The organism is Lentzea sp. NEAU-D7 (assembly GCF_026242055.1).
Classification (GTDB): Bacteria; Actinomycetota; Actinomycetes; order Mycobacteriales; family Pseudonocardiaceae; genus Lentzea.
This window is the reverse complement of sequence record NZ_JAPJDL010000004.1, coordinates 308,702-332,590: the sequence shown is the minus strand read 5'-3', so window position 1 is coordinate 332,590 and position 23,889 is coordinate 308,702. Positions and strand designations below refer to the sequence as shown.

The following is a 23,889-nucleotide window of genomic DNA, read 5'->3' as shown; positions in this document are numbered from 1 at the left end:
CCAGCATGTCCTGGTGGCGCGATCAACGTGGATCCGCAGCGGCAGAGGTCACGCTGTGGGCTCCCGTCATGGTGATGGCCTTGGTGTTCGTGGCGGTCGTAGTGCACCGCGGCGTCGATGCGCGACTTCGGCTCAACGACGTCGCACACCAGGCGGCGCGCGCCGCGAGCATCGAGAACACGACAGCACGAGCTGATGCCGCTGCCACAGCTGTCGCAACCAGGGCGCTCGCCGATTCCGGAGTCAGTTGTGAGGGCGTGAATGTCGAAGTCCTCGGCGATGTCCGGCCAGGAGCAGCGATGAGCGTGACGGTTTCATGCACGGTCGATCTCGGCGACGCGGCGCTGCTCGGCGTATCGGCCCAAAAACAGCTGTCCTCCACCGCATCAGAGGTGGTTGACGCCTGGCGTTCCGCGGGGAGCGGCACATGACCGCGTTCCTCGTCGCCCTCACCACCAGCCTCCTGGTCCTCGCCGGCCTCGTCCTCGACGGTGGCCTCGCGCTCGCCACGAAGGTCCAAGCCGCGGGAGCAGCAGAGGCAGCAGCGCGAGCAGGAGCTCAAGCAATCGACCTGAGCGCCTATCGCCTGGACAACCGGCTCACGCTCGCACCGGACCAGGCGGCGAGCAGAGCTCAAGCACATCTCTCCGCAGCTGGTGTCGGCGGCAAAGTCAACGTCTCCGGCAACACCGTCACGGTCGTTGTCACCGCCTCCCAACGCACGCAGCTACTCGGCCTCGTCGGGATCTCCAGCATCTCCGTCCAGGCAACCGGCCACGCGAGTCCCCACCGCGGTGTTGCACCAAGCCCGTGAAGACACTCGAAAGGGGAACACCATGGCCACCACGGATGAGATCCGCAGGCGGGTCGAGCTCGCTGACGCCGAGAGAAGCAATCGCCGGCTGGCCACCGCACAGCTCGTCGGCGAGCTCGCGCACCGACGCACCGTTCTGGCGGCTGAACTGAACGAGGTCGACGTCAAGCTCGGTGAGCTGATCATCGAGGCCGAGGACGTGATGAGCCTTCCGGAACTCGCTTCGTTCACCGACGTGCCGGCTGACGAACTCACGAAGTGGACGGCCGCCAGCAAGCCGAAGCGAGGCCGGAAGAGGCGGGCGAACACACGGCCACTCAAGCCTGGGACCTCCAGCGATCAAAGCAAGCCTGGCGTGCATGAAACCTCGTCAGGCACCGAGGTCGTCTCGCAGGCGCCACAGCCTGCACCAGAACGATGAACTCGAACGCCGGTGGCGTCGTGAGGCGCCTTGGCAACTTGCTACGCGCGCTGGTTGCGTCAGCGGTACTGCTCGCCGTGTTGGTCGGGTTGCCGCTCGGGCTGCGTGACTACGTGGGCTGGCCGTTACCGGACGAGTTCCCGAGCTGGGCTGTGCTGTCCTCCGTACTCGCGCAGCCGATGTCGCCTTCCTTCTTGATCGACGGACTCGCATGCCTCTGCTGGTTGCTCTGGGCCGCGTTCGTCCTGGACATCGGACTTCGTGCCGCTGACGTCCTACGCGGCGTGCGGTGGCCAGACCTGGCAGCGGTTAGGTCGCCGGCGGCGGTGTTGGTCGGCACGATCGTCTTGTCGGTGCTCGGCAACCGTGCGGCTGGGGCGACCAGCGACGGCCTTCAGCTGGCCTCATCCAGTCCGGTAGCCGTGGTCGAAACCGTGCGAGCACCCGATCCGGTCACGGGCAACTGTGACTCGATGTGGGCGGTGACCGAACGCGCGCTTGGCGACGGTGCCCGCTGGCCCGAGGTCTTCGAGCTCAACCGCGGTAAGCCGCAGCCCAACGGCCAACTTCTCACGGACCCGCACCGCGTGTTCCCTGGGGAGAAGCTGCTCATCCCGTCAGCACCGCCACCTCCCCCCGTGTCCACTCCCCCGATTGAATCGCCAGCGCCGCCAGCGCCTTCACCCGAAACGCCTCGGCACGAGGACCAGCTTCCGCAGCCCGACTCCGTACCGTCCGGAAGGGCCACGGCGTTCGTCAGCGCTGCCTTGGCCGCTGCCGTCAGCGCGGCCCTCGTCGTGGCAAGACGGCGACGCCGCGTCAGGTACAAGCCCGGCAGCGGGCTACGTGACGATCTCCGCGTCGCGCCCGTGGTCTACGAGCTGCGGCTCGCCCACCACCGTTCCGAGCACCCATCAACTCCAGCGGACGACGCAACACCGCTCGGCGTCAGGAACGAACGGGAAGTCGCACTCGACCTAGCGGCATGCGGCGGGCTCGGCTTGGTCGGCCCTGGCGCTGTTGCGGCAGCGCGTGCTCTCGTCCTGACTGCGTTGACCCGCACGACCGTCGGGATCACCGCTGAGGACTTGGCGTCGCTCCTTGGCGAAGCCGCAGTCGGTGAGCCACCGTCCGCGTTGCGGATCGTCTCCAGCTGTCGACAGCTCGCCGACCAAGCACCTCCGGCCGTGCTCGTTGCTCACCTTGACCACCAAAGCCGGCGGCAACTCGAAGTCACCTTTGCGCAGGAGTCCTCGCGGCAGCTCGCTGGCGTCTTCCTCGGGCAGTGGGCGCGTGGCATCACGCTCTACGTCGGTGCCGACGGCACGGTCTCTTCAGCAAGTCCTGGACCTGGCCAGGAGCTCGCGGGCACCAAGCTCTTCTGCCTCGGAGACGACGATGCGAGCGACCTGCTCGCGTTGTTCCGCGACGCCGAACCCCATCCACAGCCCGCAGCTGCCGAAGCCGCGCTCGAGATCAGTGCGCACGTCGTGCCCGCCGACCGACCACTGCTCCAGCTCCGGCTACTCGGCGTGCCCGCCCTGCATTGGCCTGATACCGAGCACGACGTCACCGCTGCCATTCAGCCGCGGCTACGCGAACTCGTCGTCTTCCTCGCCGTACACCCCGAGGGCACGACCCGCGAGGCACTCGTGAACGCCCTGTGGCCGGCGAACACGTCGGACAAGACGAACAACGCCCTCAACACGGCGCTCTCCCGGCTTCGCAACGCGATGGCGAAGGCGACAAGAGGAACGATCACCGACATTGCGATCGTCGGAGGAGGTCGCTACCGCCTTGACCCGGATCTCGTCGAGGTCGACTACTGGCACTTGGACCGCGCGATCACGGCCCGCCGCTCAGCAAGCACCGCACAGGAACGCATCGACGCATACCGCGAGGTCGTCAACCTCTACACAGGTCCGCTCGCGGAAGGGATCGAGAGCGAATGGCTGGAGCCGGTGCGCGAGGCCGTGCGGCGCGACGTCATCGACGCGGCCGCGGCACTCGCGCACGCGTTGCGCGAAGTCGATCCCGAACAGACGCTCGAACTGCTGGAGCGCGCAAGGACGTTCGATCCGCACAACGAGCTGCTGTACCGGGACATCATGCGGCTTCAGGGGCGGCTCGGGCGGCTCGAGGCCATACCGCGCACTCTCGCTCTGCTCACCAGCAAGCTCGCAGAGATCGACGATGAGCCATCACCAGAAGCGACATGGCTTGCAGCCAACCTCCCGCGGCACCACGCCAAAGATCAACTCTCCACGTCATGAGAGTCGCATTCTCTCCAAAAATCTCCGCCACAACAAAAGAACCTTTTCCTGCAATTTCATTCACGCCCAACTCGATGCTACCGTGCATTTTGTCATGATCAACCAAATCAACCACCGGAGGGGAATCATTCCGGGGTTCAGCACCAGGTACACCTGGAGGTCACCTCCAGACCTGATCCACCCAGCACGCACTCCACGCGTGACAGGGCGACCACAGCGGGATCACCTGATGTCCCAGACTCGCTTGGCCACAAGCGGGAGGTCAAAACGGCGCGGCGGCGGGCCTGCGGTCCACGTACCACCTGCACAGGCCCGACGAACCAACCTCACCTCTGCTCCGTGCCAACCTCCCCCGACCTGTTCGACCAGCCCTAAGCCGGACCTGGGCCTTGGCCGGCGTCTCGACCCGGCAGCACTCCAGCCGGAACGCAACCGCAAATACAATTGAATTCAATTACCGCCATAGCGCGAATGCTTCAATTTCACTGAAAAGAGTCTTGAAAAACCCCCAAAATGCACTGGCAATTGATGTGCGGCGGAGTTATATTTGAATCACACCGGGAAACCGGAAACCACACCGAATACCACACCTGGCGCGAGCCATGCCTGCCGAACGGGGTCCATCATGTGTTACGCCGACACCAGCACCGAAATTGACGGCACCGTTACCGCGTACTGCGGCTGTGGATGGGTCGAACACGCACACACCCCGGAATCGGCTGACATCGCAGCAGAAACGCACCAGAACGCGCCCGACGTCGAGTCGCCCATCGCGGCCGCCTGACCCCTGCAACCGGACCGAAAGGGAACCGCGATGACCACGCCCGCCACGACCCCGACCAGTGCCCCCGCGACAGGATCGGCAACCCGTCTGCGCAACGGCGAACTTCGCGCCATGGTTGCGCGCGTGCTGGCAGACGACCCCGGCACGGACATGACCCCGCGCGTCGTTGCCGCCAAACTCGGCGGACGATCATCGGGCGCGGTGGGCAACGCGTTGAAAGTACTCGCCGAATGCGGCGCCGCCGAAGTCGTGTCGACTGCGCCGTTGACCTACCGCGCTACCGCCACGACCGCCGTTGTCGCAGCAACCGTGATCACCCCGGCCCCGGCACCCACCCCACGCCCCCGCCGCGCGAAGTCATCAGCAACCACAGCGGTTCCCGATCCCGTCGCGCCTGCCCCGAAACCCGCCGCAACGGCTGTTGTCACGGGACCGGTGACGCGCCCGAACGGCCTGACCTACCACCCCCGGTTGTTGTCCGGCATGCCGGACGTGACCGCGCTGCACCGGTTGCGCGAAGCAGGAGTCGCCGCACTGCTGTACGGCCCGCCTGGGACCGGAAAGACGTCGGTGATCGAAGCCGCTTTCCCTGACCTGCTCACAGTTCAGGGTGACGGCGACACCACGGTCGCCGACTTCGTCGGCGAGTACACCCAGACCGATGACGGCCGCTACGTGTTCGTGCACGGCCCGTTGGTGCGTGCAATGCGCGCGGGTGTGCCGCTGTTCATCGATGACGCCACGTTGATCCCGCCCACCGTGCTAGCGGTGGTCTACCCCGCGATGGACGGCCGCCGTCAGATCGTGGTCAAAGCGAACGGCGGTGAGGTCGTTGACGCCGCTGACGGGTTCTACGTGGTCGCCGGACACAACCCCGGGGTGCATGGCGCGATCCTCACCGATGCACTGTCGTCCCGGTTCTCGGCTCAAATCCACGTGTCCACCGACTACGACCTCGCCGCGCAACTCAAGATCGACAAGCGGGCCGTCAAGGTGGCGCGCAACCTGGCCACCCGCCAAGCCAGGGGCGAAATCGGTTGGGCACCGCAGCTGCGTGAGCTGATCGCGTTCCAGAAGATCGCGGGTGTACTCGGTGCCGAAGCCGCCGCCGGAAACCTGGTTGGCATCGCACCTGAGGAAGACCGCACCACCGTCGCCAGCGCTGTCCGAGACGCCTTCGGCACCACGGTCAAACCACTGGCACTCGGCACCCGCATCTAGCGCGACCATCCGGAAAGGACACCGCCATGACCGCCCACCTGGTAGCAGACCCGGACGCAACGGGTGCCGCCATCTTCCCCGCACGCCCGGAATGGCTGACGCTGTCCGCCGCATTGGCGAACGAAGTACCGGTGATCGCCGACCGGGAAGACCTGTTGGTCACCATCGCACCCGGTGCGGGTGGCGGTGCCCCGGCGTGTTTCTACCCCAACCGCGCATTGATCGAAGTCGACGGTGACCACCTGGAAGTGGATCCTGCGACCGTTGATCCAGCGAACCTTTCCGACCGTGCGCGTTACCCCGTCACGTGGGGACTGCTGACCCACGAGTGCGCACATGCGAAGCACAGCGTGTGGGAGCTACCCGACGATGTCCCACCCGTTGTGGCGGACGCGGCGATGGTGCTGGAAGAGCCCCGAATGGAGTCTGCGCACGTTCGTCGCCGTCCAGACGACAGGCACTGGTTGCGCGCATCGGCGACGAACCTGGTTCTCGCCGACTTCGCTGGAAGCCCAACGATGAGCAAGGCGGACGCCGCCCGTGCTGCTGCCCTGGTGCTGGCACGAGTCGACGGTGGCATCCTCACCTCCGCTGAAACCGCACCGGTCGCCGACGTCGTCGAGGACGTTCTCGGACTCGACACGCTGAACGAACTCCGTGTTCTGTGGCAGGAAGCTCTCGCCACGGCCGACGATGACGCCGACACGATGATCGATCTCGCGAAGCGCTGGTGCAAGACCGTCGGGACCGACTCTGACAGCGAATCGCCTGAACCTGGTGAGCCCGGCAGGGCGGGCGAGTCGTCGCCGCCATCGCCCCTCGCCGAAGCGATCGGCCGGACACTGGCCAAGGTGGCGAGTGCGGTGGCGGACGAAGCCCCGCCAGAAGATCCGGCCGTTGTAGCGGCTGCAGCGAAGGCAGCCGAAAAGGCGGCTACCGATGCAGCTGAGGCAATCGCGCGGTCCGTGTTCTCCGGCAGCCACCCCCGTTCCGGCTACGGATCAACGACCATTGCAGGCACCCGCAAACCGACCACGGCCGAACGCACCGCTGCCCGAACGCTGGGACGGGCGCTGTCGACCGCTGGCACACGCGAACGAGTCGCCGTGAAGTCGACCTCGCCGATTCCTCCCGGACGACTTCGGATGCGCGGCGCACTCGCCGCCGATGCTCAACGTGCTGCAGGTGCCGTGCCCACAGCCGAACCGTTCACCCGTACCACACGCCTGACCGTGCCCACACCGCCGCTAAGGCTGGGAATCGCGTGCGACGTGTCGGGATCGATGAGCCACCTTCGTGGCCCTGTCGCGTCGACTGCGTGGATTCTCGCCCACGCTGGACGGCACGCCACCGTGCCTGCCGACACCGCCGCCGTGATCTTCGGCGTGCACGTCCGGCCTATTACCCACCCCGGCAAGGTGCCCGCAGAGGTGACTGAGTTCGACGCTGACGACGACTGGGAAAGCGTTGCCCTCGCAGTCGATTCCCTAGACGGTGCGCTCGGCCTCTCACGTCCCGGTGCCGCACGACTGCTGGTGATCGTGTCCGACGGACACTTCAACGGCGACGAACGCACCGCCGGGCGAAAGCGGGTTGATCGGCTGCGCGCGTCCGGCTGCGCGGTGCTATGGCTGACCTCAAACCCTTGGGACGCACCCTTCGACGGCCTCACCGTGCACCAACTCACCGACCCCACCGCCACTGCTACCGCGATCGGCCGTGCTGCCACCAACGCACTGAAGGCGGCCGTCCGCTAACCGAGATCAACGCTTATTGGAGGTGTTTCCCTTGCACAGCAGAGACGACACAGCCGTGAAGGAGCATGCGCCCGGCCTCGCCGACAAGGCTGTTCGCGTCGCGCGAGCTTTGCGTTCCACGGGCGTCAGTGAGTTCCGCCGCCGCCACGACTCACCAGAGCAGTGGAGTCGGTGGGCGCGACGTGCCCGCGTCGCACGAACCGTTGCGGCTGCGCTGCAGTTGCCCGCCGACCGCGTCACCGTCACGGACGACCCTGACCGCCAGCACCGCACACGCAACGGCAACGTGCCTGGTGACCTGATCACGGTCGCAGACCCCGATACCCCTCAGCGGTGGCGACTGCTGACCGACTTCACCAGTCCTGGTGAGAGCTGATTCGTCCTGGACAGGTGCCCCGGCTGCGACGCCGAGGTGCCCGTCGTGCGCATCGCGTGCCTCGCCGACCTCGGCGACTACCTCGACCCGGACACCGACCTGGTTCCCACCGACGAAGCCCGGGACGCGTCGCTTCATGAGGCGGACTGCGTACTCGCACTTCCGAACTGACCATGACCGCCTCTGCCAAGGAGACCTGACATGACCTCCCACACGCACGCAGAAACCGTTGTCGACCGCTTCCTCGAGAACGGCTTCGTGGTGACCTCCGTCGTCGCCGATCCAGCCGACGCCCAACAGGTTCTCTACGGAACCGTCACTCGCAACGGCGTCCTCGTCGGGAGCTACTACTGCACCGACCGCATCCGTCAATCAGGTTGGCGAGTCGTCACAGCGGACGGCCAGCACCTCGCCTTCGGCAACGAGCCAGTGGAGCTCACGTACGACGGTGACGCGGTCTTTCTGCTGACGAAGAACGCCGACTCGCCGGCGTGATCGAAGGAAAACCCAGAGAAACCAGGAAGGCGCGCCATGACATCCACATTTCACAACGAGATCAACCTCGGCAACATCAATTACAGACTCGCTGCAACCGTGGAGTCCGAAGATTCGCTGGTGCTCGACCTGCTCGGAACTACGGAGTCAGGTGAGGTCGTCGCCGACGGGCGCTTTCGGCTCCCGGTCGAGGGCGGCAGCACGATCGGCAAGCTCCTCACCCGCGTACTCTCCGCGCACACACGGATGCAGGTCCGTCCGGTCCGGTACGCGAACGCCACCCGTCCTTGGACCCAAGACCTCGACGCGGAACTACGGCAAGCCTGGCTGCAACCGGGTATCAGAGATGCGGTGGGCCGCATCAACGACCTCGCCCAGCACATGCAACGGTCCCCCAGCGCCATCAGGGCCCGCCTTCCGAAGGTGGGTTGCGACCCGGACGTGGCAACCCGCGAACTTTCGAAGACAGCCGCTGCCTTGTTGCGCGTGAAGCCGACGCGCGCAAGTGAAGACGACTGACTTCCCAACCGTTCCCCGTAGACATTCGCTTGCCCAACAACCCAACGAAAGGCCGCTATGAACGCGCCATTCCCCCACACCGTGGTCGATGAGAGCCTCAGCGCGACCGAGGGCTACTACACGCTGCTGCGGATCGCGCATCTCGGCCCGCACACCGTCCGAGTGCGAGTCCATCGGCAGGTCGAGGTGGAGCCGTGCTTCGCCGCGGCCGAGATCCTCAGCGTTGACATGACCTGGACGCCTCTCGTCATGCATCACCCGGACGACTGGTTCGACCGTACAGCGACGCCGTTCAAGCACATCAACGTCAAAGCCGAGCTCGAGCCCATCGCGGACGGTTTGATGCAGCGCGTCACGGCGATCCTCGTCAAGTCGATCTCCATCCCGGAGCACGTCCTGGATGTCGTCGGCGCGCTGTTGGCCATGGCCTACGGCAGCACGGGCGAACATCTGGTCACTCCCGATGACGTGCGGTGGGCGAAGGCCAACGGCGGCCCGTTCCGCGCTATCGACCGGCGGGACGGCAGCGTGCTGCTCACCAAGGCACATCGGTACGACTGCCCTTTGCTCACCAGCGAATGCGACGTCCCCTGCGACGGCAAGTGCCAGGCCGTGCAGGCTGCAGGTGGTGATCCATCACTGAACTAGGTTCCAGCCCTTAGCTTTACCCGACCGACGACGCGGAGTCGCCGGTCGGCCTTCTTCTCCCGGAGGTTTGCTCGCTTCCCTCAAGCACCAAAGCGAGCCGTTGCCGAACCCACAGGTCCGGCAACGGCATCGGCTCAAGGGCGTTCGATCTACTTTCCGGCGGCAGGCGCGATCGCGAACCGCTTCGGTGCCGGGTTCGTCTTCACCACGGTCCCGGCAGACGTCAACGCTTCCAGTGCATTGTTCACAGCCCCCTGAGAACGTCCGAGGGCCCTGCCGATCTGTGTCGGCCCGTACGCGCATGTAGAGGTAGTGCTCCACCAACTGCCTCAACGCACCGGACTTCAGCCGACCTTCCGGCACCGGGTCGAACGGCTCGCGGGCAGGAACTGCACCTTCGGCCGACTCAGGTTCCGCGATCACTTCCGGTTCCATCACGTCGACGGCGACACCCGACCACAGATCACTAGCGCGTCGTCCGTCGACGACCCCGCGCGCCGTGCGTATTGCGGACCCATCTGCCTCCCAGCGCGCCAGAAGCTTCCCGGCGGTGGATTTGTTGATCCCGATGCTGGCCGCCAAATCAACGGCCGTGGAACCCGGCGCAGCGGTCAGCGCCGCCCGCAGTTTGTCCGCAGCCGTTTCAGGCGCTGTGACATCGCTGCTCTTCTCGATCTTGGTTGTCGTCTTGGTTCGGTTCTTGCTGGGCATGACGGTCTCCGCTTCTGGGATGTGGTTACGCGGTCATGCCCTGGCCAGGGCTTGCATTAGCCTGCGGCGCGCTACCGCTTGAATCGGCTAGGACTATGGACGCTTCCTTCAACCCAAGAAGTCAAGCAGCCACTAGAAGAATCTCTGTCTCATGTAGACACATCGACAGGTGGCGGAGTAGCAGTATTCCAACCGCGTCATACTCGCGGACAGAGCGACCCAGTTCGAACGCCGCCCACGCCTCCAGTCGGTCATCTACAGGCGGGGTGATTACACCGGCGCCGATGAGCGCGACCAATCCCCACTTCTGCGCGAGCGCTGCTGTCAGTGCACGTCGAGATGCCTTCCGCCGACGCGCCTATGACATCCGGCATCATGTCAAGGTGAGCATCAGCGACAAGGACAGAAAGATCCTCTGGGGCCGGTCTGGCAACCGATGCGCGCTTTGTCGCCAACTCCTCGTCGCGCAACGGACGTCGGCGGACGAAGATGCCGTTGTCGGCGATGAGGCTCACATCGCGGCACGCTCGCCGGGTGGCCCGCGCTACGGCGAGGGTGTCCCCGCTGCGATCGATGGCTACGCAAATCTGATCTTGCTGTGTCGAGTCGACCACAAAAGGGTGGACGACCAACCCGTGCACTACACAGCCACACGCCTCAGAAAGATCAAGACAGAGCATGAAGCATGGGTTGAACATGCACTCGTAGGGCAGGCACCGAGACTACGGGTTCGTGAAGTCTCACCGCGGGAGTTGGGAGTGCACGCGGCGATCCAGGTGCGGGATACCACGGGCGAGCTGCCGGCGTACGTGACTAGGGACGTTGACGCCAAGCTGCGCGCAAAGCTGGCTCCTGATATTGGAAGAGGCTGTTTTCTGCTTCTAGTGGGTTCGTCATCGGTGGGAAAGACGCGGACGGCCTCCGAGGCGATTCGGGAATGTTTTCCCGACTGGTGGTTGATACAGCCAGAAAATGCCGACGAAACGCGCGCACTAGCCTCAGCGCCGGTCGCACAAACCGTTGTGTGGCTTGACGAGCTCCAACGCTACCTCGGCCACCAGGGGACCACCGCTGAGACGGTGCGTGCGTTGTGCCGGGCTGGCATGGTCGTGATCGCTACACTCTGGCCGGATATCTACCTGACGCGTATGGTACCGCGCCAGCCCGGGTCGGCTGATATGCATCGAGCCGACCGTGAACTCCTCAGCCTGGCCACCGTGATTGATATCAGCGATACCCTCACCGCTGAGGAACTTGGTCGGGCAGCAGCACTCGCTGCCACCGACAATCGCATCCGGGAAGCTCTTACAGTCACCGACGCCGGCCTGATCCAGGTGCTGGCCGCCGGGCCTGCGCTGATTCGCTGGTGGGAGTACGCGCCGACGCCCTATGCGAGAGCGATCATCACTGCGGCAGCCGATGCCCGTCGGCTCGGTGTGTGGTCGCCTCTGACCCGTGAATTCCTAGCTGCCGCGGCGGTCGGTTACCTCACTGCCGCTCAACGGGCGGCCGCGCCCCCCGATTGGTTGGACGCGGCGTTGTCCTACGCGCTGGTCCCACTCCACGGCGCGGCTAGCACCCTCACGCCCGTTCCCGTCGGGGATGATGTGGCTGGTCCGATTGCTGGATACATGGTCGCCGACTACGTTCTTCAGTACGCGCGCCGGGCTCGCCGCACGGTGAGTCCTCCTGCTGCCTGCTGGAAAGCACTGGTGGCACACGAGACCAACAACGATGATCTTCGGCGACTGGCACACGCCGCACGAGCACGTTTACGCCATCACTACGCGGAATCCTTCTACCGTCGGCTGGTCGACGACGGCGACGCCGACGCCGCCCATACGATGGCCGTTCTGTTGGCCCAGCAGAAGCGCACGGACGAGGCCATCGCAGTACTACGACCTCATGCTGAGGCTGGCGTGTGGTTCGCCACCGCTGAACTGGTCGGATTGCTGCGCAGCCAGAACCGCATGGACGAGGCGATCACGGTCCTGCGGTTGCCTCGCCGGGACTCGATCGGTATTGATCGGCTTGTCGATCTGCTGGTCGAATTGGACCGAGAGGACGACGCAGTCGACGTGTTGCGCGAGCACACGCGAACCGGCGGCTATGAGACGGTGGACCGCTTCGCCGAACTCCTGGTGCGCCTCGGCCGTACCGATGAGGCGATCGATGTGCTGCGGCTGCACGCGGACGACAACTACTTGTTGTGGCGTCTGGCCTGCCTGTTTGCCCATGTCGGTCGCTTTGATGAAGCTATCGAGGTGCTGGTGGCTCATCCCGAGGCGGGCGCGGACCGCGGTCCCGAGTTGTTGGTTGATCTCCTCGCGAGGCAAGGCCGAATCAACGACCTGTGGGTCCGTGCGGAAGCCGGCGACGAGGTCTCGCTATGGCGGCTCGCTGACGTGCTCTCCGAGCAGGGCAAGGCTGAGCAACTCTCGGCGCTACTTGACAGCCACCGCGACGACCCTCACTTCACCTTGGTCGTCTCACATTGGCTGGCATGCGTGCTCGCCGAGCAGGGTCGCGTCGACGACCTACACGTGCGTGCTGACGCCGGCGACAAAATGGCCGGCTTCGAGTTGGCAGACCTGCTGATCGACCAGGGGCACCTTGACCAACTTCGCGCGCGTGCCGATGCGGGCGATCGAGCGGCCACCTGGCGGCTTGCCCAGCACATGGAGCGGTCTGGACACCCCGACGATGCCATCACCGTGCTACGCGGCTACCCCGACGAGGCAGACGTATCCTCCTTCCTTGCCAACCTGTTGATGAAGCAGGGACGTGTAGACGAGGCCATCGAGGCACTCCAACCTGCCGCCGACATCAACAAGGTGATAGTCACCGAGCGCGTGCTGCTCAATAACCTTCTCGCCCAGCAGGGCCGGGTGGAGGAGTTGCGGGCACGCGCGGACACCGGAGATAGGAATGCGGTGTGGCGACTGGCGGATCAGCTGGAGAATTCCGACCACGTGGACGAGACCATCGAATTGTTGTGGGCGCACGCTGACGACGATCACTCGGTCGCCTTCCGTCTCGCCGAACTGCTTGCCAAAAACGGTCGCATCACGAGCCTTCGAGCGCGCGCGGACGCCGGCGATAAGGAGGCCGCCGGGCGTTTGGCCGGACTGCTCGCCCAGCATGGGCTTCTCGACGAGCTCAGAATGCGCGCCGATGCGGGACAACTCTCCTCACACGTCGCCCTTCTCGATCTGCTCGTCCAACAGGATCGGACCGACGAACTAGGGCAACGCGCCGACGCCGGCGACAAGGATGCCGCCCGGCACCTCGTCGATCTGCTGGCGGATCAAGCTCGCATCGACGAGCTGCGAGCAGAGGTTGACGCCGGTACTGACGGTGCCATTGAAAAATTCACCGCCCTGCTTTTCACTCAGGGCAAACTCAGCCGACGCGAAGCTGCACACATCCATGCTTTCGGTTTCAACGCCGACGGATCAGTCTGCTACCCCACCGACCCAGCCGACGGCGACAATCTTGGATTATCTTAAGTTTCGTCTTGAACTTCATCTACGAACGAAAAATTGTCAACTAAGTTCGGAAACTAAAAGACTCTATTGTCCGGCCGTGTCGCGCCGTAGTAGTCGTCGCCGGTCCAGCGATATGGGCTGATCTTGACGACCTGGCCGAACGTAGGCGCGTGGATCATCTGCCCTGCCCCGAGGTACAGGCCCACGTGGTGGATGTCCTGTGTTGTCCCGTAGAACACCAGATCGCCCGGCAAAAGCGCCTCGCCCGCAGGAACCAGCGGCCCAGCGTCGTGCTGTGTGTGCGCTGTGCGGGGCAACTCGACGCCAGCAGCGTTGTACGCCGCCTTCGTGAGCCCGCTGCAGTCGAACCCGCCCTCTGCCTCGCCGTCTCCGCCCCAGACGTAGGCCAGGCCCAACTGCGCACACGCGAACTCAATCGCGACCCGCGCTGCCGGAGTGGCCGTGCGGATGTCGGCGCAGTCGCCGGTGCCTAGGTTTGCCGCTTCGGAGTACTTCCGCGCTTGGGCGAACACGTCGCGTACATACCAATCGGCGTGGTTGTACGCGAAGATCGCTTTGTAGAGGTCCTGCGGAGCCCCTGAATCACACAAGTAAAAGGCTGCCGCGTGCACCGCGTCGTGCGGGTTGTAGCGCGAGGGCGGCGTGGCACCGCCTGGCGGAAGCGCATGACGTCCGAGCACGCCTGCGAAGGTCGGTTCGAGGAACTGCATCGGCCCGCCAGCGCCCGCGAAGTTCTCGCCGCTGGTCACACCCGGCGCGTCGAGGCGCCCGTGGTCAGTTTCGATCTTGCCGATGGCCGCGAGGATGCTCCAGTCGAGGCCGGGACAAACACGCGCTGCGGCGACGTAGAGCACGCAGAACGCCGGCGGTATGTCCTCGACCGGCTTGGCACAGTTCACGTGCCCGGACGTTGACGAGCCGAACAAGGCGGACACCGCGTTGACGACACCTGCTGCTGCCAGAACGGCGACGAGCAGCACCGTGCCAACTGCGGCGCCAAGCTTGGACATCATCGGACACCGCCGCCCGGTCCCGACGCCGGAGGCGGCATCGGGTCTGGCGGAGGTAGCACCACCAGCGAGTCGTTCGCCGGCTCAGCGGGACGCGGGCAGGCTGGAAGCACCTCGCGAAGACGTACGCGGTTCGACGAGTGCGTGTTGAGCGGCAGCCAAACCGCACTCGCTGGGCTCGGTTGGTCGTCAGGTGCGAGGAGGTTGGCGGCCGCAGTGGCAACCGGCACGGCGTCTGGATTGTCGAGTCCGCGCCAAGCCGCAAGGAGTTGCTTGCGAGCGCTGGCTTCTCGTCGTGCGGTTGGAAACCACAACAGCAGCGGGGTTGAGATGCCGGTGCTCTCGGCGAGCGCGCTGTAGCCCACGAGCTTGGCAGCGACCTTCGTCAACGGCTCGGTGCCGAGGTCGAACTCCAGGAAGAACTCGGCGTGCGAACCCCCGCAGCCGAGTAGACCGTAACCGTCCGGCCGGGTGAGATCTCCGAAGAGCCTCGCGCACCGAACCTCGGACCACCACGCGTCGACGGTGAAGGTGTCACTGCGCTGGGCGTCCGCGATGAGGCCGAGGAACCACTCGTTCACGCCGACCGTGTGGGCGAGCCGCGGGCTGTGGGCGATGCCAACGGCCCGGTCATGCCGGTAGCCGAGGTCCTTGGCTTCGAAGCCGTGCTGCGAGGCCAATGCCGTGGCGCCGGCAGGCGCGAGGACGTAGTGCATGGGCGCGCTTCCGACCGGCGTGAACGGCTGGAAGCGATCGACTACGCCCCAGAGGTACAGCTCCCGCAGGCGCTGTCGTCCAGAGCGGTAGGACGGGAACGCCACCGACGTGATCAGCTCGGAGGTCAGCACGCGATGTTCCCAGAGCATGCTGACGATCCAGCGGTCTCGGGGAGTGAGTCTGGTCGCGAGCACCGCTTGGTGTGCAGCGGAGTTCGCTACGCGAGGTGCGAGTCGAGCCGACTTGGGCGCGCGGTGACGTCGTTGCGTAGTGGGTGCGGCGAGCATGCGTACTCCCCTGGTCAGCTGGAAGTGTTGCTGCGTCGTGGATCTGCCGCCCGTCGCGACGTGGGCCGGCCACCACCGGGTCCCGTGTGGACGGCCTTCGGGTGGACTCGTTGGTTGTTGCGCGCGGCTACTCGAAGCAGTCGGCTCCGTCCGGGCACGGCGGGACGGAGCGGCTCGGTGACCACGGTGAAGGGCTCTGTCTCAGCCCCGTGCACGACCAGGCGGACCGCGGCGTGGAAGGCGTCGTAGTGCGACAGGTCGTGAGCTGAGATCCGCGGGGCGGTGTGCCGGGAGAGGTGGTGCGCGTCCTCGGGACTTACGTTGAAGAAGAACTTGTTGCGGGCGTTCGCTGAGATGCTTTCCTGCATCTCCCGAGGAAGCTGCGAGGCGTTCTGGTGAGCCAGCACCAGCGAAAGCCTCAAGGCTCGCGCCTCAGGAAGCATGTCGTCCACCGCATACGGCAGGTTCAGGAAGTTGTGGAACTCGTCGAGCATCAGGGTGGCGTCCCGCCTGTCGCGTTGCGGCGTACGAGCGCGAGCTGTGACGACCTGCCACACGTTGGCGACCACGATCGAGCCGACGAGCCGCGCGGTTTCGTCACCGAGCGAGCCTTTGGGGATGCGGACGAGGCAGATTCCGCCGTTGTCCAGCACTTCCTTCATGTCCACCGTGGATCGGCCAGCGGCCACGGTGTCGCGCACGAACCTGCGCAACAGGAAGGCTCGGAGCTTGTTCATCAGCGGGGCGATGACCTGGGATCGGCTTGCGTCGCTGAGGTCGTCATACCAGGTCCAGAAGCCGCGCAACACCGGGTCCGTGATGCCTGCAGTGGTCCTGGCGCGATAGGCGGGGTCAGCCAGCAGCTTCGGCACATCGGCGAGCGTCGCGACGCCGTCGGTGAGCCGGAGCGTGAGGCAGGCGGCACGCACGACGTCGTCGGTACGTGGTCCCCAGAACGCCGCATACACGCGCCGGAAGATCGAGACGAGGTTGTCGACGGCCAGGTCCGGGTCGCCTCCGTCGAGCGGGTTGAGGCAGGGCGGCCGGTTCCGGGAGTCCGCGTCGAAGAGGACCACCCTGTCCGCGGCTGCTTCCGGCAACCGGGACAGGAGGTCGGTGACGAGGTCGCCCTTCGGGTCGATCACGACCGCGGCACGCCCTGCTTCGGCATCCGCGAGCACGAGCTGGGCCAGCAACGTGGACTTGCCGGAGCCCGTGGCGCCGATGACGTGCATGTGGTGGCGGGCATCGGCAACCCGGAGACCGACCGGTCTGCTGTGGCCGCTGTCGGTTAGTCCGAGCGGCTTGATGTCCTGGCCGGTCGCTGGGATTCCTGGGGGCGGAGCGATCGCTCGGGCACCGGCACGTTGGATGCCGGGCAGGGTGTCATCGGTCGGCAGATGCGCAACAGCCGCGAGCTCGGGCACCGAGAGCAGATCGCCTCGACCGAGTCGGCGTTCGGCGAGCGCTTGTGTCGGCCGGCGAAGCCGTTTGCGGGCGAAGTGGTTGTGCTCGGTGTAGGTGGCGAACGTCGTAGCCAAGGCGTGAGCTCGTCCGCGGATCGCAGCTTTCGCTCGACGCACGTCGGTCTCCGAGGCGTCGGTACTGAGCAACGTCGAGACGCCGTACCGCACCACGACCTCGAATTGGCTGCTGCGCTGTTTGTTCACGGACGCACGGTGCTGACTCGACAGCTCAAGCCTGTACTCGGGGACGATGTGGCTGGTTCGGGTGACGGATGCTCGCCGCGGGGTCCTCAACGACGGTGTGAGCAGGTCGAGCAAGTGCCCGGCGAGGTTCGTACTGCTGCGCCTGGCACGTCGCCCTCGTGCCAGGCGACGCCCGGTCGCCGGGCGAGCAAGCACCTGTAGGCAGGCATGCTCGTTGTTTCCCAAGCCGACCGGCGCCCCGAGCAGTCCGCGAAGGGGATCTGCCGCGAAGTCGACGCGCAATGGTAGAGCCTCCTCACGTGCGAGGCGCAGCTCTCCCCCAGCGGCCACCATTCGCTCACCAGGGCTGGCAAGCGGAAGAGGCGGTTCGGCTGGCGTCGTGCTCGTGTGGGCACCCGGCCAGGCCGATTCGACAGCACGTTCCACGAGACCGGGCGGAACCGCGCCGGGCACCCAGATCCGAATCCTGACCCCTGCCTGCGAGAACGTGAACTCGAAAACCAGGTGTGGCTGGCCAGTGAGCATGCGGTGCCACGCCGGGCGCAGGAGCCCCACGAGGTGCGACCAGAGCGCCGCGCCGCCGGTCGAGTCCGGCTGCGGCGGCACTAGGACGGTGACCATCCGAGCTTCAGCAGCGAGGAGCGTGTGGCAGCGGCGTCGCCAAGCTCGACGAGCTGCGAGCGCAACAACCGCGCCCACAGCTGCAGCGGGCGCGAGCACAGGTCCGGATGCGATCACCCAGTCCTGAGCAGCAGACACGAAGTCACAGATGCCGGATCCCGGATCGGTCAGGTAGTAGTCGATCCAGTTGCTCGTCATCACGCCACCTCGATGTCGTCGATGTCGACGTACGCCGCCTCGGCGTCGTCGAGGTCGTCGGTGAGCTCCGCCGGGTTGGTGGTGATCAGCTCGTGCTCGGCAGGAGATGCGATGCTCTGGAATGCGACGCGCTGCGTACCGGTGGACAGCAGACCTTGGCCTCGGTCAGCGGACAGCAGAAACTCCTGTTCGCCTTCCGAGAGGTGGAACAGGTGGGCGAGCTTGTCGATCGCCTGGGGGGCCTGCCTCAACAGGATCTGCGTCTCGGCGTTCGCGACCACCGCCTGCCCGATGTCGTTGCCGAGAACGTCCAGCGCGTCCTGAGTGATCACGGTGAGACCGGCGTTGTTCTTCCGGCCGACCTTGGAGGTCTTGAACAGGAAGGCCGCTCCGGCCGGCTCCTTGATCAGCCACCAGGCCTCGTCCACGACGACGAGCCGCGGCCGACGAATCGCCGGGTTGGTGATGCGCCGCCAGACCGCGTCCAAGGTGAGCACGGTCCCGACGCTCTTCAGCTCGTCCGGCAGGTCGCGAAGGCTGAAGACGATCAGATGACCTTCGGGTTGCGTGGTGGTCTGGCCGTCGAAGAGCTTGCTGAAGGCACCGTCGACGTAGGGCCCGAGCTGGGCAGCGAGGCTCGTTGCCGTCTTGTCGCCATAGCTGCCGAGGACTTCGCGCAGCGTGCGCAAGGTCGGAACCGGTCGGGACCATGTTCGAGCATCGGCGTTGATGCCGACCGACTCGTACGCGGCGGCGATCGCCTGGTCGAGGACCGCTCGTTCAGCCGCGTCGGGCTCGCGTCCGATCAGGACTGCGATCACGGTGTGCAGGAACAGCGCACGTCTCTGGAGCGCGTCACGCGGCGCAGATCGGCGGCCGTCAGCGCGCACGTGAACAGGTAGGTCGAACGGGTTGAGACGCACGTTGTCCGCGCCGAGCCGCACCTGGACGCCGCCGACTGCGGCAGCGAGCCGGACGTACTCGTCCTCGGGGTCGATGACCGCGACCTCGACACCGCGGTAGAGCGACCTGAGCAGTTCGAGCTTGACCAGGTAGGACTTCCCCGCGCCGGACCGGCCGAGGATCACGGAGTTGTGGTTGTGCATCCCGGCGCCGAAGCGATCCCAGTGGACCAGGCCTTGGGAGCCGATGTTGTAGCCGTAGAGCACTCCGGACGGTGCTGCGACGCTCGTCGGGTCGGGCGCCGGCAGGTCCGGCGAGGTGAACGGGAAGGCAGCGCTCAGCGCACTCGTGTCGAAGGTGCGGCGCATCCCGATCAGGTCCATGCCCAACGGCAGCGTGGACACCCAGCCCTGCAGGCTTCGGTACGTCGTGTGTTTGGCGTCGAGCAGCAAACTCGCGCACAACGATCGGAGCGCGGCCACTTCGTCCGCGAGCTCCCGCTCACCGGCAGCGTGAATGGTGAGGTACAGGCCGACCCGGTAGAGCTTGCCCTCCCCGCGGGCGACGCGGTCTGACAGATCGTGCGCGTCCGCGGTCGCGATGTCGGCTTGCGGATCTGGAAGCCGACCGTGCTCGGCGTCGTGCCGGCGCCCGGACTCCAGCCGCGCGAGTTGCTTCTTCAGCCGAGCCGCCGAGGTGGCCGGGTCGACGGGGTCGATGTGCAGCGAGACATCCAACCGGCCGGGGTAGTTCAGCAGCGGTGAGAGCCAGCCCGGGTAGACCTCACGTGGGAAACCCGTGATGGCGAAGCTCGCCACCCATTCGTCGCCGAGCTCCAGGTGCCGAGTGCCCACGGAGATGGCGTCCGGAACGATCGCGTTGATCATGGCGCCTGCTCCCAGTCGTAGTCGGACGCGGTCGTGATGACCTCGCTGGCATTGGCGAGTCCTGAAGAAGGCGGCAGGAGGGTGTCGGGATTGCACGCCGCCGCGAGCACTGCGGTCGCTTGTCCCGCATCCAGCGGAGTGATGACGACGCCAGCGCTCGTGAAGAGTTCGATCGCGTCGTTCAGCCGCCGGACCAACTGCGCTTCGGCAGCGCGTCGAGGCCCCTCACCCACCTGCCCGCCTCCTCGACGGCGGAGCATCGGCAACGCGCCCTTGGTCTCCTGGGCGATGCCGAACGGCTCCCGCAGCACCAAGAGGACCTGTCGACGCAACAGTTCGGTTCCAGCACCCAGGTGTTCGAGGAAGTCCGCGTGTTCACGAGCTGCCCGCTCCAGTGCTGGGTGCGGAAGCCCGCCGGCGGTGTCGCGGAGTTCGACGATCTGTTCGGTGAGGTCGAGCCGGTGTGCACGGACCAGCACCTGGACGGGCCCGGTGAGCGAGTGCAGGTACCTGCCGAAGCTCGAAACGATGGCCTGCTGTTCCATCGGCGTTCGGAGAGCGAAGTTGACGGTGCCGGCCACGGCGACGAGCGCTAGGCCGTCCGCGCCGAGGTCCACAACTCCGGTCGCTGTCACGTCCTCCACCGGCAAACGCAACGGAGAGGACGCGAGCTCGTGCTCGGCCCCTGAGTCCACGCTGGCGGTGATCCAGTCCGGTGCGGACAAGGCTTCCTCCTGCGCCGCGACATGCCTTCGCGGCGTCAAGCGCTGCCGGAGTGCAGCCCAGAGCAAGCGGTCCAGCGACACTCCGTCACGCTGGCCAAGGGCGAGCACGACAGCGACCGTCGCGAACGGGAGCGCGAGAAACAAGAACGCCGGCAGCGGGACAAACCGCTGGGTGACCGCCCACAGGACGTAGAGCGTCACCCCGGTCGTTGTGAGGATGGTGAGCTGTCGTCCGGTCAGGCCGAACAGGATGCGATCGGGTCGGTCGACGTCAGCGGGAATTCGCACAGGTCGTGTCATGACGCACCGCCGGTAGTCGGCTTGGCGCTTCGCGGTGCGCGGACAGGCGGGTCGAGCGGAAGCCGAAGCTGACGCGAACGTGCTCGACGTGGAGACGACGACGGTTTCGGAATCGGCGGAGGCGCGACGCGAGCAACCCTTTCGAGCGGCAACGCGTACTGACCATCACGTTGCGGCCGAGTCCCGGCGAACGGGTCGAAGGGAAGTTCCGGTTGATGCACTCGGCCAGCAGTTCGCCGGGGCTGCTTGGGCGCAGGGGGTGCTGGCGGCTTCGGAACCCGCGCGACATCGAGCGGAAGTACGTACTGGCCGTGACGTGTCGGCCGAATGCCTCGGTAAGGGTCGAACGGGATCTCAAGCTGCTTGCCCGGATCACGTCGAGGCAAGGGGGCTGGACTCGCGGCCACCGGACTGCTTGGTGCCGCCCGCGGAACGTCGATGGGGAGCCGATACTGGCCACTGCGGGTCAGCACTGGCCGATCCGACGGCCACCCCTTGTCAAACGGAAGAGCGAGTTGTCGGCCCTGGGGTTTCCGTACGCCGCCGGCCTGAGGCGCTGCAGGTGCCGGAGCGGCCTTGGAGCGTCGCCTCAGTCCGGACAACGGCAGCATGTACTGGCCAGACGCGGTCGCCTTGACGTTCGAGTACGGGTCGGGTGGTCTGGCAGGTGGACGACTCGCTCGAGCGCCAGGTGCCCGTGCCGAACCTGCCGCTCCCCGGCGGATCAGGCCGAAGGTCTTGTAGGCGATGAAGCCGCGGATCAGCGATCCCAGGAAGGTGCGACCGCCGCCGAGTTGAACACGTTGCATGACCCAGCTCGGGATCTTGACCAGGATCCACAACAAAGCCCCGGCGACGATGAGGTTCAGAACGTTGTCCGGGTTGGGGCCGAAGATGCTGAAGCCCCCGTCGGACAGCAGGACGCGCAACCCCACGATGAGAACGAGTGACTGTCCGATCTGGATTGCGAGCACGCCGCCAAACGCACGCCACCACCATCGCGCGATCCCATCTGTCTGCTGCAGGCCGTGCAGGATGAGGCAGAGTGGTGCGCCTGCGAGAAGCAAGGCGGTCACCGCGACTCGCACGGCATAGGTGCCGAGCAACGCCAGAAGCAGCACGACGATGCCGAGGCTCACGAGCAGGTTGAAGATGCTGCCCCCGGTTGCCGCGCTCGTCACGGTGTTCGCGAACATCCCGGCGAGTTGCTTGGCGGCGGCGTCCGGGTCCACTCCGCCGGCGACGAGTGCGTACGACAGCGCGTTCGCGAACTCGACAGCTCGTCCCGCGAGAAGCAACGACAGGTTCGCGGCCAGGAACCCGATGGCGATGCGGGGCGCGGTCTCGCGAATGGTGGTGCGCGTCTGCAACGTCTCGTACGTCATCAGGATCAACCCGGCCATTGTGATGAGCAGGGCGTAGCTCGCGACCGCGATCACGCGGGACGACTCCCACAACTCGGCGATGCGAGGGACCTGATCCAGGCGAGGCGTCGCCAGCAAGGTCTCGCCGACCGTCTTCAGCAGCGGGTTGAGCGCGCCCACCACCAGCGCCGAGAAGAAGCTCGTGATGCCTTCCGACACGCACGCACCGACGTCGGTGATCCCGCAGTCGTCTGACTTGGGAACGGGCGGTGTCGATGGGGGTGGTGCAGAAGTCGTCGGCGGGCTGGTTGTCGTCGTAGTCGGGTTGGGCGGTTGCGGTTCCGCAGCAGCCGAGGTGACTCCGACGCTGAGAATGGCGGCGAGCGCACCGAACACCGCCCACGCGATCCGCCGCTTGGTCGTCGAAGGACGAGTGGCTGTGGAGGCGGTGTTCATCACCGTTCTCCGACCAACGTCTTGAGAATCGCGACGAGCAACGGCGCGAGCATAGCGATGGCGAACCCGACGCCACCGGCCTTGAACGATGCCTTCGCCTTGTCGACTTCACCAGGCTCCGACCCGTTGATGAGGAGTCGCAGCCCGCCGATCGAGAAGCACACCGTGGCGATGGCGGCGGCGATGCCGATGATCCAGTTGCGGATGTTGTTGAGGACTTCGTCCAACGTGGACGCGAGCGCAACTACGTACACAGGTTGCGCGGAGGCGGTCGACGTGGCGATCAGCAGAACGACGACGACCAACTCGGTGAGAAGAAGAACCCGGCTGCTGTGGCGGAACGAACGAATCAAGCGCATCGCGGCACCTCCGGAGTCGTGCTCGACGGCGGCGCGGGCACGTCGGGCGAACTGGTGTGCGGGGAGGCGATCGGCTGCCTCTCGCACCCCTGAACTCCGGATTCGGAAGTGTTCCGGGACACCGGCCCGACGTCGTCGCGCAGGTAGAGGACGAGGCGGCGTTCAGCGCGTTGGCGAGCTTTCTTCGTGGCCTCGTAGCTCACGCCGCGCTGTTCAGCGACCGCGGCTAGCGGTACTTCCTCCAGCCTGGTCAGGCCGATGAGGTCGGCTTCACTGGACGAGACCGCGCCGTCTTCGACAGCGCGCGCGAGAACGAAGTCCGGATGTCCCCACGCCGCAGTTGGAGATGCTGAAGCGATCGCAATGGCTGACGGCGCAGGCGTGTCCAGTGCTTCGCGGAGAGCTGCGTGTCCGGCGCGACAGGCGGCCCAGCGCAGCCGCACCATGACGCGCGGACGGCTGAGGTCGATCGTGGCTAGCTCGGCGAGAAACCCTGTTAGCACCGAACTGTGGATGTCGCTCGGATCGTCGGCGAACCGAGCGGTCAGCTTCGACGCGACGTTGAGTAGCGCCGGCAAAGCGATCCCGGCGCACGCGACCGTCCATGTTGCACCTTCGGTCCGAGCAAGCCGGACGAGGTGAGTCCACACTGCATCGCGGACGCTCTGTGGGCATGTCCGGCGGAGCAACAGGTCACGGACTTCGTCCACCCGAACCCTGCGATCAGGGAACCCGTCGAACAGGCTCCCGTCGACGGACACCGGATGAGGGCCGGCAACGAGCCACGCGAAAGCAGAGCGGACGACGTCGAGCGGCATCGAGCCGACAGTGATACCAGGGCAGTTTCTGGGAAGCATCGGAACT

General features: G+C 65.9%; 20 protein-coding genes. 11 read left to right on the top strand and 9 right to left on the bottom strand.

Going from position 1 to position 23,889, the window contains the following annotated elements; translation table 11 throughout:
* Positions 1–5 precede the first annotated feature (5 nt).
* The 10 genes from ORI60_RS11595 to ORI60_RS11550 all read left to right on the top strand — a co-directional run bounded on the left by ORI60_RS11595 (position 6) and on the right by ORI60_RS11550 (position 9,308).
* Positions 6–431 carry a TadE/TadG family type IV pilus assembly protein gene (locus tag ORI60_RS11595; RefSeq protein ID WP_266037074.1) on the top strand — a complete coding sequence of 142 codons (426 nt, stop codon included), beginning with the start codon at positions 6–8 and terminating at the stop codon, positions 429–431.
* Positions 428–814 (top strand): pilus assembly protein TadG-related protein, encoded by a 387-nt coding sequence (locus ORI60_RS11590; RefSeq protein WP_266037073.1) that lies wholly within the window; start codon positions 428–430, stop codon positions 812–814. The genes ORI60_RS11595 and ORI60_RS11590 overlap by 4 nt, the downstream gene beginning before the upstream one ends.
* A 22-nt stretch (positions 815–836) precedes the next feature.
* Positions 837–1,235, top strand: a complete 399-nt coding sequence (locus ORI60_RS11585; protein ID WP_266037072.1) for a hypothetical protein — start codon at positions 837–839, stop codon at positions 1,233–1,235.
* Positions 1,232–3,508: a BTAD domain-containing putative transcriptional regulator gene (locus ORI60_RS11580; RefSeq protein WP_266037071.1), complete on the top strand. Its 2,277-nt coding sequence runs from the start codon at positions 1,232–1,234 to the stop codon at positions 3,506–3,508. Before ORI60_RS11585 ends, ORI60_RS11580 begins: the two co-directional genes overlap by 4 nt.
* Before the next feature lie 814 nt (positions 3,509–4,322).
* Positions 4,323–5,513, top strand: a complete 1,191-nt coding sequence (locus ORI60_RS11575; protein WP_266037070.1) for an AAA family ATPase — start codon at positions 4,323–4,325, stop codon at positions 5,511–5,513.
* 26 nt (positions 5,514–5,539) lie between these two features.
* Positions 5,540–7,270: a hypothetical protein gene (locus ORI60_RS11570; protein ID WP_266037068.1), complete on the top strand. Its 1,731-nt coding sequence runs from the start codon at positions 5,540–5,542 to the stop codon at positions 7,268–7,270.
* Positions 7,271–7,691: 421 nt separating this feature from the next.
* The gene (locus ORI60_RS11565; RefSeq protein WP_266037066.1) at positions 7,692–7,817 is read left to right on the top strand and encodes a hypothetical protein; all 126 of its coding nucleotides are present in this window, start codon (positions 7,692–7,694) and stop codon (positions 7,815–7,817) included.
* Between the two features lie 30 nt (positions 7,818–7,847).
* Positions 7,848–8,141 (top strand): hypothetical protein, encoded by a 294-nt coding sequence (locus ORI60_RS11560; RefSeq protein ID WP_266037064.1) that lies wholly within the window; start codon positions 7,848–7,850, stop codon positions 8,139–8,141.
* Positions 8,142–8,177: 36 nt separating this feature from the next.
* Positions 8,178–8,660 (top strand): hypothetical protein, encoded by a 483-nt coding sequence (locus ORI60_RS11555; protein ID WP_266037062.1) that lies wholly within the window; start codon positions 8,178–8,180, stop codon positions 8,658–8,660.
* A 57-nt stretch (positions 8,661–8,717) separates the two neighbouring features.
* On the top strand, positions 8,718–9,308 hold the full coding sequence (locus ORI60_RS11550; protein ID WP_266037060.1) for a hypothetical protein: 591 nt from the start codon (positions 8,718–8,720) through the stop codon (positions 9,306–9,308).
* On the opposite strand, the gene ORI60_RS11545 is transcribed toward ORI60_RS11550, so the two are convergent.
* A complete protein-coding gene (locus ORI60_RS11545) occupies positions 9,297–10,019 on the bottom strand; it encodes a MarR family transcriptional regulator (RefSeq protein ID WP_266037058.1) in 723 nt (240 codons plus the stop codon). The genes ORI60_RS11550 and ORI60_RS11545 overlap by 12 nt on opposite strands.
* Positions 10,020–10,303: 284 nt before the next feature.
* Between ORI60_RS11545 and ORI60_RS11540 the strand changes: the two genes are divergently transcribed.
* Positions 10,304–13,528 carry a tetratricopeptide repeat protein gene (locus ORI60_RS11540; protein WP_266037056.1) on the top strand — a complete coding sequence of 1,075 codons (3,225 nt, stop codon included), beginning with the start codon at positions 10,304–10,306 and terminating at the stop codon, positions 13,526–13,528.
* Positions 13,529–13,581: 53 nt separating this feature from the next.
* On the opposite strand, the gene ORI60_RS11535 is transcribed toward ORI60_RS11540, so the two are convergent.
* Genes ORI60_RS11535 through ORI60_RS11500 form a run of 8 tightly spaced genes read right to left on the bottom strand, consistent with a single transcriptional unit; the run spans position 13,582 to position 23,843 of the window.
* Positions 13,582–14,541, bottom strand: a complete 960-nt coding sequence (locus ORI60_RS11535; protein WP_266037055.1) for an NlpC/P60 family protein — start codon at positions 14,539–14,541, stop codon at positions 13,582–13,584.
* Positions 14,538–15,542 carry a replication-relaxation family protein gene (locus ORI60_RS11530; RefSeq protein WP_416234390.1) on the bottom strand — a complete coding sequence of 335 codons (1,005 nt, stop codon included), beginning with the start codon at positions 15,540–15,542 and terminating at the stop codon, positions 14,538–14,540. Before ORI60_RS11530 ends, ORI60_RS11535 begins: the two co-directional genes overlap by 4 nt.
* Positions 15,543–15,556: 14 nt before the next feature.
* Positions 15,557–18,031: a type IV secretory system conjugative DNA transfer family protein gene (locus ORI60_RS11525; RefSeq protein ID WP_266037051.1), complete on the bottom strand. Its 2,475-nt coding sequence runs from the start codon at positions 18,029–18,031 to the stop codon at positions 15,557–15,559.
* Complete coding sequence (locus tag ORI60_RS11520; protein ID WP_266037049.1) at positions 18,031–19,821, bottom strand: VirB4 family type IV secretion system protein; 1,791 nt, start codon at positions 19,819–19,821, stop codon at positions 18,031–18,033. The genes ORI60_RS11525 and ORI60_RS11520 overlap by 1 nt, the downstream gene beginning before the upstream one ends.
* A complete protein-coding gene (locus ORI60_RS11515) occupies positions 19,818–20,846 on the bottom strand; it encodes a PrgI family protein (protein ID WP_266037048.1) in 1,029 nt (342 codons plus the stop codon). Before ORI60_RS11515 ends, ORI60_RS11520 begins: the two co-directional genes overlap by 4 nt.
* Positions 20,843–22,666 carry a hypothetical protein gene (locus ORI60_RS11510; protein WP_266037047.1) on the bottom strand — a complete coding sequence of 608 codons (1,824 nt, stop codon included), beginning with the start codon at positions 22,664–22,666 and terminating at the stop codon, positions 20,843–20,845. Before ORI60_RS11510 ends, ORI60_RS11515 begins: the two co-directional genes overlap by 4 nt.
* The gene (locus ORI60_RS11505) at positions 22,666–23,025 is read right to left on the bottom strand and encodes a pilin (RefSeq protein ID WP_266037045.1); all 360 of its coding nucleotides are present in this window, start codon (positions 23,023–23,025) and stop codon (positions 22,666–22,668) included. Before ORI60_RS11505 ends, ORI60_RS11510 begins: the two co-directional genes overlap by 1 nt.
* Positions 23,016–23,843, bottom strand: coding sequence for a hypothetical protein (locus tag ORI60_RS11500; protein ID WP_266037043.1), 828 nt, complete (start codon positions 23,841–23,843; stop codon positions 23,016–23,018). The genes ORI60_RS11505 and ORI60_RS11500 overlap by 10 nt, the downstream gene beginning before the upstream one ends.
* Positions 23,844–23,889 lie beyond the last annotated feature (46 nt).

Excerpts from the sequence above, each read along its gene's own strand:
- ORI60_RS11595 (WP_266037074.1), top strand. The coding sequence starts at position 6 with ATGTCCTGGTGGCGCGATCAACGTGGATCCGCAGCGGCAGAGGTCACG.
- ORI60_RS11590 (WP_266037073.1), top strand. The coding sequence starts at position 428 with ATGACCGCGTTCCTCGTCGCCCTCACCACCAGCCTCCTGGTCCTCGCC.
- ORI60_RS11585 (WP_266037072.1), top strand. The coding sequence starts at position 837 with ATGGCCACCACGGATGAGATCCGCAGGCGGGTCGAGCTCGCTGACGCC.
- ORI60_RS11580 (WP_266037071.1), top strand. The coding sequence starts at position 1,232 with ATGAACTCGAACGCCGGTGGCGTCGTGAGGCGCCTTGGCAACTTGCTA.
- ORI60_RS11575 (WP_266037070.1), top strand. The coding sequence starts at position 4,323 with ATGACCACGCCCGCCACGACCCCGACCAGTGCCCCCGCGACAGGATCG.
- ORI60_RS11570 (WP_266037068.1), top strand. The coding sequence starts at position 5,540 with ATGACCGCCCACCTGGTAGCAGACCCGGACGCAACGGGTGCCGCCATC.
- ORI60_RS11560 (WP_266037064.1), top strand. The coding sequence starts at position 7,848 with ATGACCTCCCACACGCACGCAGAAACCGTTGTCGACCGCTTCCTCGAG.
- ORI60_RS11555 (WP_266037062.1), top strand. The coding sequence starts at position 8,178 with ATGACATCCACATTTCACAACGAGATCAACCTCGGCAACATCAATTAC.
- ORI60_RS11550 (WP_266037060.1), top strand. The coding sequence starts at position 8,718 with ATGAACGCGCCATTCCCCCACACCGTGGTCGATGAGAGCCTCAGCGCG.
- ORI60_RS11545 (WP_266037058.1), bottom strand. The coding sequence starts at position 10,019 with ATGCCCAGCAAGAACCGAACCAAGACGACAACCAAGATCGAGAAGAGC.
- ORI60_RS11540 (WP_266037056.1), top strand. The coding sequence starts at position 10,304 with ATGAGCGCGACCAATCCCCACTTCTGCGCGAGCGCTGCTGTCAGTGCA.
- ORI60_RS11535 (WP_266037055.1), bottom strand. The coding sequence starts at position 14,541 with ATGATGTCCAAGCTTGGCGCCGCAGTTGGCACGGTGCTGCTCGTCGCC.
- ORI60_RS11530 (WP_416234390.1), bottom strand. The coding sequence starts at position 15,542 with ATGCTCGCCGCACCCACTACGCAACGACGTCACCGCGCGCCCAAGTCG.
- ORI60_RS11525 (WP_266037051.1), bottom strand. The coding sequence starts at position 18,031 with ATGACGAGCAACTGGATCGACTACTACCTGACCGATCCGGGATCCGGC.
- ORI60_RS11520 (WP_266037049.1), bottom strand. The coding sequence starts at position 19,821 with ATGATCAACGCGATCGTTCCGGACGCCATCTCCGTGGGCACTCGGCAC.
- ORI60_RS11515 (WP_266037048.1), bottom strand. The coding sequence starts at position 20,846 with ATGACACGACCTGTGCGAATTCCCGCTGACGTCGACCGACCCGATCGC.
- ORI60_RS11510 (WP_266037047.1), bottom strand. The coding sequence starts at position 22,666 with ATGAACACCGCCTCCACAGCCACTCGTCCTTCGACGACCAAGCGGCGG.
- ORI60_RS11505 (WP_266037045.1), bottom strand. The coding sequence starts at position 23,025 with ATGCGCTTGATTCGTTCGTTCCGCCACAGCAGCCGGGTTCTTCTTCTC.
- ORI60_RS11500 (WP_266037043.1), bottom strand. The coding sequence starts at position 23,843 with ATGCCGCTCGACGTCGTCCGCTCTGCTTTCGCGTGGCTCGTTGCCGGC.